General features: G+C 71.4%; 15 protein-coding genes. 11 read left to right on the top strand and 4 right to left on the bottom strand.

Annotated features, from left to right (window positions below; all coding sequences use genetic code 11):
* The first annotated feature begins 119 nt into the window (after window positions 1-119).
* The 6 genes from G3I78_RS32770 to G3I78_RS32745 all read left to right on the top strand — a co-directional run bounded on the left by G3I78_RS32770 (window position 120) and on the right by G3I78_RS32745 (window position 6,878).
* A complete protein-coding gene (locus tag G3I78_RS32770; protein WP_007382895.1) occupies window positions 120-326 on the top strand; it encodes a cold-shock protein in 207 nt (68 codons plus the stop codon).
* 353 nt (window positions 327-679) lie between these two features.
* Entirely contained in the window at window positions 680-2,302 is a 1,623-nt protein-coding gene (gene groL, locus G3I78_RS32765; RefSeq protein WP_164431322.1) for a chaperonin GroEL, read from the top strand.
* 314 nt (window positions 2,303-2,616) lie between these two features.
* The gene (locus G3I78_RS32760) at window positions 2,617-3,750 is read left to right on the top strand and encodes an NADH:flavin oxidoreductase (RefSeq protein ID WP_164431320.1); all 1,134 of its coding nucleotides are present in this window, start codon (window positions 2,617-2,619) and stop codon (window positions 3,748-3,750) included.
* Between the two features lie 33 nt (window positions 3,751-3,783).
* Window positions 3,784-4,380: a GNAT family N-acetyltransferase gene (locus tag G3I78_RS32755; protein WP_164431318.1), complete on the top strand. Its 597-nt coding sequence runs from the start codon at window positions 3,784-3,786 to the stop codon at window positions 4,378-4,380.
* Between the two features lie 33 nt (window positions 4,381-4,413).
* A complete protein-coding gene (locus G3I78_RS32750) occupies window positions 4,414-5,280 on the top strand; it encodes a metallophosphoesterase (protein ID WP_164431317.1) in 867 nt (288 codons plus the stop codon).
* 74 nt (window positions 5,281-5,354) lie between these two features.
* On the top strand, window positions 5,355-6,878 hold the full coding sequence (locus G3I78_RS32745) for a carboxylesterase family protein (RefSeq protein WP_164431315.1): 1,524 nt from the start codon (window positions 5,355-5,357) through the stop codon (window positions 6,876-6,878).
* Between the two features lie 4 nt (window positions 6,879-6,882).
* Here G3I78_RS32745 and G3I78_RS32740 read toward each other — a convergent pair whose 3' ends face one another.
* The gene (locus G3I78_RS32740) at window positions 6,883-7,452 is read right to left on the bottom strand and encodes a hypothetical protein (protein WP_164431313.1); all 570 of its coding nucleotides are present in this window, start codon (window positions 7,450-7,452) and stop codon (window positions 6,883-6,885) included.
* Window positions 7,453-7,594: 142 nt separating this feature from the next.
* On the opposite strand from G3I78_RS32740, the gene rox reads away from it, so the two are divergent.
* From rox to G3I78_RS32725, 3 genes are all read left to right on the top strand, one after another.
* Window positions 7,595-9,031 carry a rifampin monooxygenase gene (rox, locus tag G3I78_RS32735; protein ID WP_164431311.1) on the top strand — a complete coding sequence of 479 codons (1,437 nt, stop codon included), beginning with the start codon at window positions 7,595-7,597 and terminating at the stop codon, window positions 9,029-9,031.
* Window positions 9,032-9,115: 84 nt separating this feature from the next.
* A complete protein-coding gene (locus tag G3I78_RS32730) occupies window positions 9,116-9,337 on the top strand; it encodes a hypothetical protein (RefSeq protein ID WP_343243908.1) in 222 nt (73 codons plus the stop codon).
* Window positions 9,338-9,359: 22 nt separating this feature from the next.
* Entirely contained in the window at window positions 9,360-9,770 is a 411-nt protein-coding gene (locus tag G3I78_RS32725; RefSeq protein ID WP_164431309.1) for a cytidine deaminase, read from the top strand.
* Here G3I78_RS32725 and murQ read toward each other — a convergent pair.
* On the bottom strand, window positions 9,767-10,702 hold the full coding sequence (gene murQ / locus G3I78_RS32720) for an N-acetylmuramic acid 6-phosphate etherase (RefSeq protein WP_164431307.1): 936 nt from the start codon (window positions 10,700-10,702) through the stop codon (window positions 9,767-9,769). The genes G3I78_RS32725 and murQ overlap by 4 nt on opposite strands.
* A gap of 71 nt (window positions 10,703-10,773) precedes the next feature.
* Window positions 10,774-11,649 (bottom strand): MurR/RpiR family transcriptional regulator, encoded by an 876-nt coding sequence (locus tag G3I78_RS32715; RefSeq protein ID WP_164431657.1) that lies wholly within the window; start codon window positions 11,647-11,649, stop codon window positions 10,774-10,776.
* A gap of 67 nt (window positions 11,650-11,716) precedes the next feature.
* Between G3I78_RS32715 and G3I78_RS32710 the strand changes: the two genes are divergently transcribed.
* Both G3I78_RS32710 and G3I78_RS32705 read left to right on the top strand, forming a co-directional pair.
* Complete coding sequence (locus G3I78_RS32710) at window positions 11,717-12,100, top strand: hypothetical protein (RefSeq protein WP_164431305.1); 384 nt, start codon at window positions 11,717-11,719, stop codon at window positions 12,098-12,100.
* Window positions 12,097-12,357, top strand: coding sequence for a DUF4031 domain-containing protein (locus G3I78_RS32705; RefSeq protein ID WP_164431303.1), 261 nt, complete (start codon window positions 12,097-12,099; stop codon window positions 12,355-12,357). Before G3I78_RS32710 ends, G3I78_RS32705 begins: the two co-directional genes overlap by 4 nt.
* Before the next feature lie 146 nt (window positions 12,358-12,503).
* Here G3I78_RS32705 and G3I78_RS32700 read toward each other — a convergent pair whose 3' ends face one another.
* On the bottom strand, window positions 12,504-13,607 hold the full coding sequence (locus G3I78_RS32700) for a GNAT family N-acetyltransferase (RefSeq protein ID WP_164431301.1): 1,104 nt from the start codon (window positions 13,605-13,607) through the stop codon (window positions 12,504-12,506).
* Between the last annotated feature and the right edge of the window lie 8 nt (window positions 13,608-13,615).

Raw genomic sequence — 13,615 nt, 5'->3', positions numbered from 1 at the left:
ATACATTCAGCCGCGGTCGACGCGTTCCGGCGCACGCCCCCAACCATGTGGGGGGTGAGGTCTGACCCGGATCCGCGAAGTGCGGGTCCGTGCAAGGGCCAGTAATAGGGGAGTTAGGCATGGCTCAGGGCACCGTCAAGTGGTTCAACGCGGAGAAGGGGTACGGCTTCATCGCGGTCGACGGTGGTGCGGATGTATTCGTCCACTACAGCGCGATCCAGATGGACGGTTACCGCACCCTTGAAGAGGGCCAGCGGGTCGAGTTCGAGATCTCGCAGGGTCAGAAGGGGCCGCAGGCGGACATGGTCCGTCTCGCGACTGGCTGAAGCACGCGCCGGGTAACAACAGCGTCGTTCTTCGTTCTTCTTCGGAGGGCTCGTACCCCATGGGGAGTCATGGGTACGGGCCCTTCGGCATGTCCCGGGCGCCCCACGCGTCCCAGGAGCCCCCTCGGAACCCCTGCCGTTCCTGGCCGGTCCCCGAGAGGCGCTTGCACTCGACCATGCCGAGTGCTAATCATTGGCGTTAGCACTCTGAAGGTGAGAGTGACAACGAAGGACCGGGTCGGTGAGGCCCGCGGGCCGGGTGGGGAAGGAACCCACAGGGTCGGCGAGCCGTCCGTCGCGGGCGCGGGCGCGGTCCGAAGGAATCACCCCCAGTCCTGGAGGGACCACTTCACATGGCCAAGATCATCGCGTTCGACGAGGAGGCGCGGCGCGGCCTCGAGCGCGGCATGAACCAGCTCGCGGACGCCGTCAAGGTGACGCTCGGCCCCAAGGGTCGCAACGTCGTCCTCGAGAAGAAGTGGGGCGCCCCCACGATCACCAACGATGGTGTCTCCATCGCCAAGGAGATCGAGCTCGAGGACCCGTACGAGAAGATCGGCGCCGAGCTGGTCAAGGAAGTCGCCAAGAAGACGGACGACGTCGCCGGTGACGGTACGACCACCGCGACCGTTCTCGCCCAGGCCCTCGTCAAGGAAGGCCTGCGCAACGTAGCCGCCGGCGCCAACCCGATGGCCCTCAAGCGCGGTATCGAGAAGGCCGTCGAGGCCGTCTCCGCCGCTCTCCTCGAGCAGGCCAAGGATGTCGAGACCAAGGAGCAGATCGCTTCCACGGCCTCCATCTCCGCCGCCGACACCCAGATCGGCGAGCTCATCGCCGAGGCGATGGACAAGGTCGGCAAGGAAGGCGTCATCACCGTCGAGGAGTCCCAGACCTTCGGTCTGGAGCTGGAGCTCACCGAGGGTATGCGCTTCGACAAGGGCTACATCTCGGCGTACTTCGCCACCGACATGGAGCGGATGGAGGCGTCGCTCGACGACCCGTACATCCTGATCGCCAACTCCAAGATCGGCTCCGTCAAGGACCTGCTCCCGCTCCTGGAGAAGGTCATGCAGTCGGGCAAGCCGCTGCTGATCATCGCCGAGGACGTCGAGGGCGAGGCCCTGTCGACCCTGGTCGTCAACAAGATCCGCGGCACCTTCAAGTCCGTCGCCGTCAAGGCCCCGGGCTTCGGTGACCGCCGCAAGGCCATGCTCGGCGACATCGCCATCCTCACGGGCGGCGAGGTCATCTCCGAGGAGGTCGGCCTCAAGCTGGAGAACGCGACCCTGGACCTCCTGGGCCGCGCCCGCAAGGTCGTCATCACCAAGGACGAGACCACCATCGTCGACGGTGCCGGTTCCTCGGACCAGGTCAACGGCCGCGTGAACCAGATCCGTGCCGAGATCGAGAACAGCGACTCGGACTACGACCGCGAGAAGCTCCAGGAGCGCCTGGCCAAGCTCGCCGGTGGCGTCGCCGTCATCAAGGCCGGTGCCGCGACCGAGGTCGAGCTCAAGGAGCGCAAGCACCGCATCGAGGACGCCGTGCGCAACGCCAAGGCGGCCGTCGAGGAGGGCATCGTCGCCGGTGGTGGCGTGGCCCTGCTCCAGGCTTCCGGTGTCTTCGAGAAGCTGGAGCTGGAGGGTGACGAGGCGACCGGCGCTGCCGCCGTCAAGCTCGCCCTTGAGGCCCCGCTGAAGCAGATCGCCGTCAACGCCGGCCTCGAAGGCGGCGTCGTGGTGGAGAAGGTCCGCAACCTCACCCCGGGTCACGGCCTGAACGCCGCGACCGGTGAGTACGTCGACCTGGTCAAGGAAGGCATCATCGACCCGGCGAAGGTCACGCGCTCCGCTCTGCAGAACGCCGCCTCCATCGCCGCGCTCTTCCTCACCACCGAGGCCGTCATCGCCGACAAGCCGGAGAAGGCCGCCGCGCCCGCCGGCGGCGGTATGCCGGGCGGTGACATGGACTTCTGATCGACTCCGGGCCGCCAGGCCTGACGGTTGATCAACGTCCTTGCCGAGGGCGGCACTTCCCGGAAGCGGGGTGTGCCGCCCGCGGTTTTTTCTGCGCTATGCTTGATCACGAGCCGCCCGACGTGAACTCCCGTCGGTCGACTACGCGTTGGTGGTCCAAGGAAAGACGCCCCGCTTCCTGCGGGGAAATGCAGGTGCAAGGCCTGCCCAGCGCTCCATGTGAAGCCCGTCCCACGGTCGTGGGGCGGGCTTCGGTCGTGTGGGGGTGCCTTGGTAGCGTCTATGTACATGCACATACCAAGGAGTATCGAGACGTGACTGCCCCCGCCCCCTCCACGGCTGCCTCCCGCGCGGCCGAGATCCTCTCCCGGCCGATCCACATCAACGGCCTGAGGGTCCCGAACCGCATCGCCATGGCGCCCATGACGCGCATGTTCTCCCCGGGCGGCGTTCCCGGCGAGGACGTGGCGTCGTACTACGCCCGCCGCGCGGGCGCCGGAGTCGGTCTCATCGTCACCGAGGGCACCTACGTCGGCCACGAGTCGGCCGGGCAGAGCGACAGCGTCCCGCGGTTCCACGGCGAGGAGCAGCTGGCCGGCTGGGCGAGGGTCGCCGAGGAGGTGCACGCGGCGGGTGGCGCCATCGTGCCGCAGCTGTGGCACATCGGCATGGTGCGCGAGCAGGGCCAGCCGCCCTATGCCGACGCCCCCGCCGTCGGCCCCTCCGGCATCCGCGTCGGCGCCGACGAGCCCACCGGGCACGCGATGACCCAGCTCGACGTCGACGACGTCATCGGCGCGTTCGCCCAGGCCGCGGCCGCGGCGGAGCGCATCGGCTTCGACGGGGTCGAGCTGCACGGCGCCCACGGCTACCTCCTCGACCAGTTCCTGTGGGCGGGCACGAACCGGCGCGGCGACGCGTACGGCGGCGACCCCGTCGCCCGTACGAAGTTCGTGGCGGAGATCGTGGCGGCCGTACGGGAGACGGTGTCGCCGGAGTTCCCGATCGTCTTCCGGTTCTCGCAGTGGAAGCAGGAGGCGTACCGGGCGCGGCTCGCCGAGACGCCGGAGGAGCTGGAGGCGATCCTCGCGCCGCTGGCCTCCGCCGGGGTCGACGCGTTCCACGCCTCCACGCGCCGTTACTGGCGGCCGGAGTTCGAGGGGTCCGACCTCAACCTCGCCGGCTGGACGAAGAAGCTGACCGGCAGGACGACGATCACGGTCGGGTCGGTCGGGCTCGACGGGGACTTCCTGCGCGGATTCATGGGCGAGGGCTCGCCGGTCAAGGGCATCGACGATCTCCTCGACGCTCTGGAGCGGGAGGAGTACGACATGGTCGCCGTGGGGCGGGCGCTGCTTCAGGATCCGGAGTGGGCGGCGAAGGTCCTGGCGGGGCGGTTCGACGAACTCCGGCCGTATGAGGCGGCGGCGCTGAAGTCGTTGAGCTGACGGGCTGAGAAGGCCCGGCTGAGAATGGGACCCATGACCCACACCCCCGCCCGCGTCGCCACCCCCTCCGACGTCGATGCCATCGTCTCCGTCTTCACCAGCGCCTTCTTCCACGATCCCGTCTGGGGGCCCGCCTTTCCCGACAAGGGGCGGCGGGCCGAGCAGGCCGCGGTGATGTGGCGGGTCTACGCCGGTTCCGCGGTCCGGTATCCGTGGACCCTGGTGACTCCCGGGGGCGAGGCCGCCGCCGTGTGGATTCCGCCGGGCGGGGTCGAGCTGACGGAGGAGGAAGCGGCCGGGCTGGAGGGGAAGTTGGCGGAGGCCACCGACGCGGCGACCGCTCGGGCGATCATGGAGGTCGGGGAGCGGTTCGAGGCGGTGCATCCCGCCGAGCTGTTCTTCTATCTCACCATTCTCGGGACCCACGCCGACCATCGCGGCAAGGGGCTGGGGATGGGACTGCTGGCCGCCGGTCTCGAACGGATCGACGAACTCGGCGCGCCCGCCTACCTGGAGTCGACCAACCCCGCCAACCTCAAGCGCTACGAGGGCGTCGGTTTCGGGGTGCGGGACGAGATCGTGCTGCCCGGTGGGCGGACGGTGACGACCATGTGGCGGCCGGGGCGCTGACGCGGCAGCCAACTCCGGCTAGCGTGGCGGGACATGCGGATTCTGCATCTCTCGGACACGCACATCGAGCGCACCGACGCTCCGAACAGGAACGGCGTCGACGCCACCGACTCGCTGCGGCTGATGCTGGCGGAGCTGCGGCACCTGCGGGACGTCGACGCGGTCGTCGTCACCGGGGACATCGCCGATGAGGGGGACGTGGAGGCGTACACGGTGGTGCGGGAACTCGTGGGGGAGTTCGCCCGGCCGCTCGGCGCCGCCGTCTTCTACACCACCGGCAACCACGACGAACGCCAGGCGTTCGGCAAGGTGTTGGGCAGTGGGCACGACCGGCCCGACGCCGTGCTGGAGACCGAGGCGGCGGAACGGGCCGCGGTGAGCACGGTCGACGGGTACCGGTTCGTCACCCTGGACTCGCTGGTGCCGGGCAAGGTGTACGGGCGGATCGGTGCGGCCCAACTGGACTGGCTGCGCGCGGTGTTGCGCACCCCGGCCGAGCGTGGCACGGTCCTCGCCTTTCACCATCCGCCCATCAGCATCGGCCTGTCCGTCACCCAGCAGGTCTTCGGGCTGCTGGACCCCGGGGAGTTGGCGGCGGCGATCCGGGGGAGCGACGTACGGGTCCTGCTGACCGGGCACTTCCATCTCCAGCTCTTCGGGATGCTGGAGTCGATACCGGTGTGGGTCACGCCCGGGGTGGTCAACCGGATCGACCTGACGACGGAGCACGGCACCGAGCGGGCGGTGCGCGGGGCCTCGGCCTCGCTGGTGGAGCTGGGCGGGCCGACGAGCCCGATGTTCCACACCTTCCACGCGCGCGATCCGCGGGCCCACGAGACGCTGTACCGGCTGGACGAGGAGCAGACCCGCGCGGTGGTGGAGAAGCACGCACCCCGGTGACCGACTTGGTTGACTCAAGCAAGGGAAAGGGGCTGAAGTGGAACCAGCAGCCCCTACCCGTGAGGAGTTCGACGATGACGTCAGCCGAAGATCTCGAAGTGCGCACCGCGGCCGGTGCCGTGCGCGGACGTGCCGAGGACGGGCTCGTGGTCTTCCGGGGGATCCCGTTCGCCGAGCCGCCGGTGGGGGAGGCGCGGTTCCAGGCGCCGCGGCCCGTGCGGAGCTGGGAGGGGACCCGGGAGGCGTACGACTTCGGGCCGCCGCCCCCGCAGGAGGCGGGCTTCCAGGGGCGTACCGGCGAGCTGGACGCGCCCACCGGCGACGACTGGCTGACGGTCAACGTCTGGACCCCCGAAACCGGTCCGGCGGCCCGGCGCCCGGTCATGGTGTGGATCTACGGCGGCGCCTACAAGCTCGGCCACTCCGGCAGCCCCGGCTACGACGCCCAGCACCTCGCCCGCGCCGGCGACCTCGTCGTCGTCACCCTCAACTACCGGGTCGGCATCGAGGGGTTCGCCCTGCTGGAGGGGGCGCCCGCGAACCGGGGGCTGCTGGACCAGGTCGCCGCGCTGGAGTGGGTGCGGGACAACATCGCGGAGTTCGGCGGGGACCCCGGGCAGGTCACGGTGTTCGGGGAGTCGGCCGGGGCGGGGTCGGTGGCCTCGCTGCTGGCGATGCCGAGCGCGCGCGGGCTGTTCGGGCGGGCCGTCGCACAGAGCGTGCCCGGCACCTTCTTCTCCGCCGAACTCGCCCGGGACATCGCGGTGGAGATCGCCAAGGAGGCCGGGCTCGCGCCGACCGCCGCCGCGCTGTCCGCCGTGGACCCGCGTGAACTCCCCGCCGCCGGAGCCTCGTTGGGGCTGCGGATGCGGGAGTTCGACGACCGGTGGGGGCAGGTCGCGCCCACCGTGACGCCGTTCTCGCCGGTCGTCGACGGCGAGGTGCTGCCGTGCACGCCGTGGGAGGCGCTGGCGGCGGGCGCGGCCCGGGACGTGGAACTGCTCGCCGGGCACAACCGGGACGAGTACCGGCTCTTCCTCGCCCTCGGCGAACAGCTCGGCAAGATCACCGAGGAGCAGGCCGACTGGGCGCTGCGGACCTTCGCGCCGGGCGCCGACGGCGAGCGCTCCTACCGCGCGGCCTTCCCGGACGCGGGCCCCACCGAGCTGTACGAACGGGTGCAGACGGACTGGCTGTTCAACATGCCGTCGCTGCGGCTGGCCGAGGCCCAGATCGCGGGCGGCGGCCGGGCCCACGTCTACGAACTGGCCTGGCCCGCACCGGGGTTCGGCGGTGTGCTCGGTGCCTGCCACGGCCTGGACATCCCGCTGCTGTTCGGCACGTACGACGCCGACCTCGGCCAACTGCTCTTCGCGGGCAGCGGAGTTCCGGCGGAGGCGAAGGCGCTCACCGCGGCCTTCCAGACGGCGTGGACCGGGTTCGCGCGGACCGGCGACCCGGGCTGGCCGGCGTACGACACGGAGGGCCGCCGTACCCGGGTCCTCGACGTGGAGTCCGAGGTGCGGGCCTATCCGGGCGAGGTCGTACGGCGGCTGTGGGCCGACCACGACTTCACGGCGCTGCCGCTGCTGAAGTAGCGGGTCAGAGGTTTCCGAGCGGTTCGATGTCGACCTTGACCGGGGTGCCCCACACGCGGAGCACCTCGTAGTCGGTGAACTCGTGGACGAGCCGGTAGGCCATCGCGGGGCGCGGGCCCCGGCGCTGGGCGTTGAGATACAGCTCGGCCTCGTGCCGGTCGCGGCGCGGGGTGCCGCACAGCTGCCACTCCTGGCCCGTCCACTGCTCCGGCAGCCAGCGCTGCTGGGGCTGCGGGCGGTCCTCGCGGACGCCGTAGCGGGAGGGCGTGGCCTCGGCGGGGCGCCGGCCCATCGCGGGGCCGTTGATCTCGGCCCGCCGGGCGGCCCGGCGCCGGGTCTCGCACAGCAGGCACAGGTCCGGGGCGTTCTCGTCGACCGGGCCGTTCGGGTGCTCCGGGCAGCGGGTGCTGGGGGCGGCGGCGGTGACGCTGTCCTCCAGCAGTTCCAGCGCCCGCTTGAGGTCGGCCTTCACCTCGTGGAGCCGGGCGTCCGGTGTGTCACCGGTGAGTGCCTCCCCGTGCTCGCCGACGAGGCGGAGAGCGCGGCCCAGGGCGGTCAGCTGGGCGTGGTTCATGCGGTGGCTCCGGTTCACATGGAAAAGGCAAGGAGAACGCCGCTCCTTGCCACTCTCAACATATAGCGCACAGGGGGCCTTGCGGCAAGGCCCCCTCAATGCCGCAGAATCTCCGTCAAATCCTCGGCGAATGGGTGTTTTGATGACTGACGTGATCGTGGTCGGGGGCGGACCGACCGGGTTGATGCTGGCCTGTGAACTGAGGCTGCACGACGTGGACGTCGTCGTGCTGGAGCGGCTCGCCGAACCGACGGAGGAGTCCCGCGGACAGGGGCTGCACGCGCGCAGCATCGAGGTGATGGACCAGCGCGGGTTGCTCGACCGGTTTCTCGCGGTCGGCAAGAAGTTCCAGGTCGGCGGGTTCTTCGGCGGTGTGATGAAGGGCTGGCCGGAGGGGCTGGACACGGCGCACCAGTACAGCCTCGCCGTCCCGCAGCCCGTCACCGAGAAGCTGCTCAACGAACGGGCCCTGGAACTCGGCGTCGACCTCCGGCGCGGTCACGAGGTGGTGGGGCTGAGCCAGGACGAGGACGGGGTGGACGTCGAACTGGCCGACGGGTCGCGGCTGCGCTCGCGCTACGCCGTCGGCTGCGACGGGGGCCGTAGCGCGGTGCGCAAGTGGCTCGGCGTCGGGTTCCCGGGCGAGCCCGCGACGGTCGAGACACTCCTCGGCGTGATGGAGGCGACGGCTGACCCGGAGACGGTCACCGCGGTCGTCGAGGAGGTCCGCAAGACCCAGCTGCGGTTCGGGCTCGGGCGACTGGAGGACGGCACCTACCGGGTCATCGTGCCCGCGGCGGGCGTCTCCGAGGACCGGGGCACGCCGACCCTGGAGGAGTTCAAGGAGCAGCTGCGGGCCTTCTCGGGCACCGACTTCGGGGTGCACTCCCCGCGCTGGCTCTCCCGCTTCGGCGACGCCACCCGGCAGGCCGACCGCTACCGGGTCGGCCGGGTCCTGCTGGCCGGCGACGCGGCGCACATCCACCCGCCGACCGGTGGTCAGGGGCTCAACCTCGGTGTGCAGGACGCGTTCAACCTCGGCTGGAAGCTGGCCGCGGCGGTCGCCGGCTGGGCCCCGCGGGACCTCCTGGACACCTACCACGACGAACGCCACCCGGTGGGCGCGCGGGTCCTCGACAACACCCGCGCCCAGATCACCCTGCTCGGCGCCGAGCCGGGTCCGACCGCGCTGCGTGAACTGCTGTCCAGGCTCATGGACTTCGAGGACGTCAACCGCTACCTGACCGGCCTCATCTCGGCGATCGACGTCCGCTACGACTTCGGCGAACCCGGGCAGGAACCCCACGAACTCCTCGGACGCCGCCTGCGGGACATCCGCCTGAAGCAAGCCCGCCTCTACGACCTGATGCACAACGCCCGAGGCCTCCTCCTCGACCCGACGGGCAGCCTCTCGCTCGACGGCTGGACCGACCGCGTGGACCACGTCGTGGACACGAGCGATGAGCTGGACGTACCGGCGGTACTGCTGCGGCCGGATGGTCATGTGGCGTGGGTGGGCGAGGAGCAGGGGGAGTTGGCCGGGGCGCTGGTCAAGTGGTTCGGTGCTGCGGCTGGTTGAGGGGGCCTGGTGGGGTGGGCCGGGTGGCGGTGTCAGGAGGGTGGGGACAACAGGCGTCAGCACGGGCCCTGTTGAAATGAACCCATGCGGATCCTCAGCCTGGTCTCCGTGCCGCTCAACGCCATCACCGGGTGGCTCAAGAACAAGGGCCGCAGGGCGGAGCGGTGTCCCGTCTCGATGACCGCGGTCACCCGTCAACCGGACGTCCCCTACACGGAGTTCGTGCGGGAGGTCCGGCGGGTGCTGCCCGGGGCCCGGCTCAGGCGGCGGCTCTTCTGGCGGTACACCCTGGTCTGGTCGGGCTGACGGAGCTGCCAGTATCTGGAGGATGACCACCCACACCGACCCCGTCGACCACGAACTCGTCCGCGCCGCCGCCCATGTCGCGCGGACCCGTTGTCGGGGTGACAACCACACCATGGCGGCCGCCGCCCGGGCGAGGGACGGTCGGATCGTCACCGGTGTGAACGCCTACCACTTCACCGGCGGGCCCTGTGCCGAGCTGGTGGTCATCGGTGCGGCCGCCGCCCAGGGTGTGTACGAGCTGGAGACGATCGTCGCCGTGGGGGACCGGGAGCGTGGGGTCGTGTCGCCGTGCGGTCGGTGTCGGCAGGTTCTGGTGGACTACTTTCCCGGCATCAGGGTGATCGTCGGTGACGGCGACCGCGTTCGGGCCGTCGCCGTCACCGAGTTGCTGCCCGAGAGCTATGTCTGGGCCGACCACCAGGTCGAGGACTAGCCGGCGCTCGCCGCCAGCGCCGTGCGCAGGTGGCCCGCGGACTCCTCCAGGAGGCGGGCCGCCGTGGGGCCGTCGACGTCGGCCAGGATGGTGAGGATGGCGTTCTTCACCTCGCCGTCGGTGGCGGCCAGGGCGCGCTCGATCTCCTCGTCGTCGGCGCCGGTGGCGAGGGCGACGATCCGGCGGGAGCGGGCCCGCAGCTTCTCGTTGGAGGCGCGCACGTCGACCATGAGGTTCCCGTACGTCTTCCCCAGCCGGATCATCGTGATCGTCGACAGCATGTTGAGCACCAGCTTCTGCGCGGTGCCCGCCTTCAGCCGCGTGGAGCCGGTCAGCAGCTCGGGACCGACGACCACCTCGATGCCGTGATCCGCCGCGGCCGCCAGCGCGCTGTCCGCGTTGCAGGACAGGCCGATCGTCAACGCCCCCCGGGCCCGGGCATCCTGCACCGCTGCCACGGCATACGGCGTACGACCGGACGCCGACACCCCCACCACCGAGTCCAGCGCGGTCACCGCGAGCCCGTCCAGGTCGGCCCGCGCCAGCTCGGCGGAGTCCTCCGCCCCCTCGACCGAGGTCACCATCGCCTCGGGGCCACCCGCGATCACCCCCACCACCTGGGCCGGGTCGGTGTTGAACGTCGGCGGGCACTCGGACGCGTCCAGCACCCCGGGCCGCCCGGCCGTCCCCGCCCCGGCGTAGATCAGCCGCCCGCCACGGGCCATCCGCTCGGCGACGGCGTCGATCGCCGCGGCGATCCGCGGCAGCTGCCGGGCCACGGCGGCGGGCACGGAGGCGTCCTCGCCGTTCATCAGCCGGGCGATGTCGAGGGTCGGCAACTGATCGATGTCGGCCAGCTCGGGCCGGAAGGCCTCGGTGGTCAGTGTCTCCAACTGGGCTTGCAGATCACGGGGGTTGGAGGTGGAGGTCATGGCGGTGCGGCTCTTTCTTCGTGACTGACGACTTCCGGGTACTCGGGTCTGCCGACGGCTTACCGGTGGGTCTACCGACGGTGCCGGTGGGCCAGCGCCTCGTACGACGCGGCCAGCGCGGGCGCCGCCGTCTCGTACGTCCGCTGCGCCACCCCCACGAACAGACAGTCCACCACCAGCAGCTGACTCGTCCGGGAGGACATCGCCGCGGGCCGCAGCTCGCTCTCCCGGGCCGTGGACGTCGTCAGCACATGGTCGGCGTACTGGGTCACCGCCCCGTCCGGCCGCCCGGTGATCGCCACGGTCGTGGCCCCGTGCTCGAAGGCCACCCGCAGCGGCTCGATCACGTCCCCGGTGGACCCCGAGTGCGTGATCGCGATGGCGACGTCCCCCGTCCGCAGCTGCACCGCGTTCGTCACGGCGAGGTGCGGATCGCTGTGCGCCTGGGCTATCAGCCCTATCCGCAGCAGCTTCTGCGTGAGGTCCTGGGCGACCAGGCCGGACGCCCCGACGCCGTACACGTCGATCCGCCGGGCCGAGGCCGTCGCGCCGACCGCCGCCCCCAGCTGCACGGTGTCCAGCGCCGCCGCCGTATCGGCGAGGGTCTGCTGCTCGTCGTAGGCGAGCTTGGCGACCACGTCCGCGATCGGGTCGTCCACCGCGATGTCCGTGGTGATCGCGGGCGCCCGCCCGGACTGCTGCTGCGCGGCGAGCCCGGCGAGGGCGAGGCGCAGGTCGCGGTAGCCGGGGTAGCCCAGCAGCCGGGCCGTGCGCACGACGGTCGCCTCGCTCGTCCCGGTCAGTTCCGCGAGGCCGGTGACGGTGAGGGCCGCGCAGCCCGCGGGGTCGTTCGCGACGGCCTCGGCGACCCGGTGCATGGAGCGGGTCATCGACGGACCCAGCGTGCGCACCTTCGCGGCGAGCGCGCTGCCGAAAATTTCCTTCACTTCCTGGGGCACGTATGAAAGATATTTTCGGCTCGGACCCGTGGTCAAGAGCGCGCACAATGGCAGCATGGAGTCGATCGGTCCACTTGAGCAGAGCCTGCACACGGCACGCGCCCTCGTCCTCGCCGACCTGGCCGCCGGCGAGGTCGCCGCCGCGGACGTGGTCTCGATGGTCGAGGACTCCGTCGTACAGCGGCGCTGGTGGGTGGAGCAGTGGCCCGAGGGCGCGGAGTTCGTGGCGGGACTGGTCGCGCAGGACGTCCAGGACGCCCTCCTGGAGAGCTACGGCCGCTGGCCGCTGTGCCCGGTGTGCGGCTCCGGCGACCCGCACGCCCTGGAGGTCGAGCCGGAGCTCGGCGCCGACCCGCACTGGGTGTGCCACAAGGCGGGCGTGAAGGTCGCGGCGGTCGGCTCACTGGGCACGGCGACCGGCGGGGCGTCCTCCTCGTGACCGTGTACATCGACCCGCCCACCTGGCCGGGACACGGCCGTATGTGGTCCCACCTGGTCAGCGATGTCTCGTTCGACGAACTGCACAGCTTCGCCGAGGGGTTGGGCGTCCCCAGGAAGGCCTTCGAGCGGGATCACTACGACATCCCCTCGCACCGTTACGCGGACGTGGTCCGGGCGGGCGCGGTGGAGGTCAGCAGCCGCGAGGTGGTGCGGCTGCTCACGGGGGCGGGGTTGCGGCGGCCGAAGGGGCGGTGACTTCGGTGGCGGGGAAGGGCGTTGGCTTCGGTGGCCGGGAAGGGGGCTGACCGTGGCAGCCCGGAAGGGCAGTGACCGCGGTGACCGGCAAGGGGGTTGATCTCGGTGGCCGACAAGGGCGTCGGCCGCGATGCCCGGGGACTTCCTCAACCGGCCTGTCCGGGAAGGACGTACAGCCGGAGTCCCGTCTCGACCTCCCCGTACGCCCGCTCCTCGTCCACGCTCGCCCGGGCGAACCCGGCGCGGGCGATGACCCGTTGGGAGGCCGCGTTGTCCGACTCGATGGTCGCGCAGAGGCTCTGGACGTCGTCCCGGGCCAGGGCCCAGTCGCTGAGGGCGCGCAGGGCCTCGGTCGCGTAGCCGTTGCCGCGGGCGGAGGGGGCCAGGTCGTAGCCGACCTCGGCACGGCCGTCCTCGTCGGGGGCGCCGTGGAAGCCCATGCCGCCGACCGCGCGGCCGTCCTCGCGGCGGACGAGGACGAAGAGGCCGAACTCCGGGCGGTGGACGCCGGCTTCGTACGCCTTGATGGTCATGCCGGCGGCCTCGCGGGTGCCGTCGAAGGGGCCGTCCTCGACCCACTCGAAGCCGCCGTCGGTGCCCGCGGCCAGCTCGGCGGCGGCGGCCGGGGTGACGCCCTGGAGGGTGAGGCGTTCGGTGGGCAGGACGAGGTTGTTGCTCCAGCGCCACTTCGTGCGCGGGGCGCGGCCGGGCAGGTCGCCGCGGCCGGTGGCCCACAGGAGGGTGCGCCAGGGGTCGGGGCCGGGCTGGACCTCGGGGAAGATCCTGGTCAGGACGGACTCGGGGAGCCGGGCGGAGGGCTCGTACGTCAGGCCCAGGCCCTCGGCGATGTCGTACGTGTGCAGCAGTACCTCGGCGACTCCCATCGCGGCGAAGCCCTCGCGGTTCGCGCTGCGGAAGGGGTACGGGTGGAAGGCGCGGACCTCGCGCGGGGTGCTGCGGAGGGTGGCGGTGAACAGGGTGCAGGCCGTCTCGATCACCTGGAGGGCGCCCTCGGCGCCGGTGCCGTCGTCCAGGAAGATCTCGAAGGGGACGTACGTGTCCTGCGCGCGGCCCGCCAACTGCCCCGCGTACGCGACGAGATCGCTCGCGATGTGCTCGGCCGTCTTCAGGCAGCTCCACTCCAGCCGGCCGGCCGGCACCTCGCCCCAGTCCTGGTCCGCGGCCGTCCGCAGCAGCGCCACCGCGCCCTCGACCGCCTCCGCCACCCGTTCCGCGCCCATGTCTGCCATGCGGGCAG

This window comes from Streptomyces sp. SID13726 (genome assembly GCF_010548375.1).
Taxonomy (GTDB): domain Bacteria; phylum Actinomycetota; class Actinomycetes; order Streptomycetales; family Streptomycetaceae; genus Streptomyces.
This window is presented reverse-complemented; position numbering and strand designations above follow the sequence as displayed.

Coding starts and splice junctions, on each gene's coding strand:
- G3I78_RS32770 (WP_007382895.1), top strand. CDS start 120: ATGGCTCAGGGCACCGTCAAGTGGTTCAACGCGGAGAAGGGGTACGGC.
- groL (WP_164431322.1), top strand. CDS start 680: ATGGCCAAGATCATCGCGTTCGACGAGGAGGCGCGGCGCGGCCTCGAG.
- G3I78_RS32755 (WP_164431318.1), top strand. CDS start 3,784: ATGACCCACACCCCCGCCCGCGTCGCCACCCCCTCCGACGTCGATGCC.
- G3I78_RS32750 (WP_164431317.1), top strand. CDS start 4,414: ATGCGGATTCTGCATCTCTCGGACACGCACATCGAGCGCACCGACGCT.
- G3I78_RS32745 (WP_164431315.1), top strand. CDS start 5,355: ATGACGTCAGCCGAAGATCTCGAAGTGCGCACCGCGGCCGGTGCCGTG.
- G3I78_RS32740 (WP_164431313.1), bottom strand. CDS start 7,452: ATGAACCACGCCCAGCTGACCGCCCTGGGCCGCGCTCTCCGCCTCGTC.
- rox (WP_164431311.1), top strand. CDS start 7,595: ATGACTGACGTGATCGTGGTCGGGGGCGGACCGACCGGGTTGATGCTG.
- G3I78_RS32730 (WP_343243908.1), top strand. CDS start 9,116: ATGCGGATCCTCAGCCTGGTCTCCGTGCCGCTCAACGCCATCACCGGG.
- G3I78_RS32725 (WP_164431309.1), top strand. CDS start 9,360: ATGACCACCCACACCGACCCCGTCGACCACGAACTCGTCCGCGCCGCC.
- murQ (WP_164431307.1), bottom strand. CDS start 10,702: ATGACCTCCACCTCCAACCCCCGTGATCTGCAAGCCCAGTTGGAGACA.
- G3I78_RS32710 (WP_164431305.1), top strand. CDS start 11,717: ATGGAGTCGATCGGTCCACTTGAGCAGAGCCTGCACACGGCACGCGCC.
- G3I78_RS32700 (WP_164431301.1), bottom strand. CDS start 13,607: ATGGCAGACATGGGCGCGGAACGGGTGGCGGAGGCGGTCGAGGGCGCG.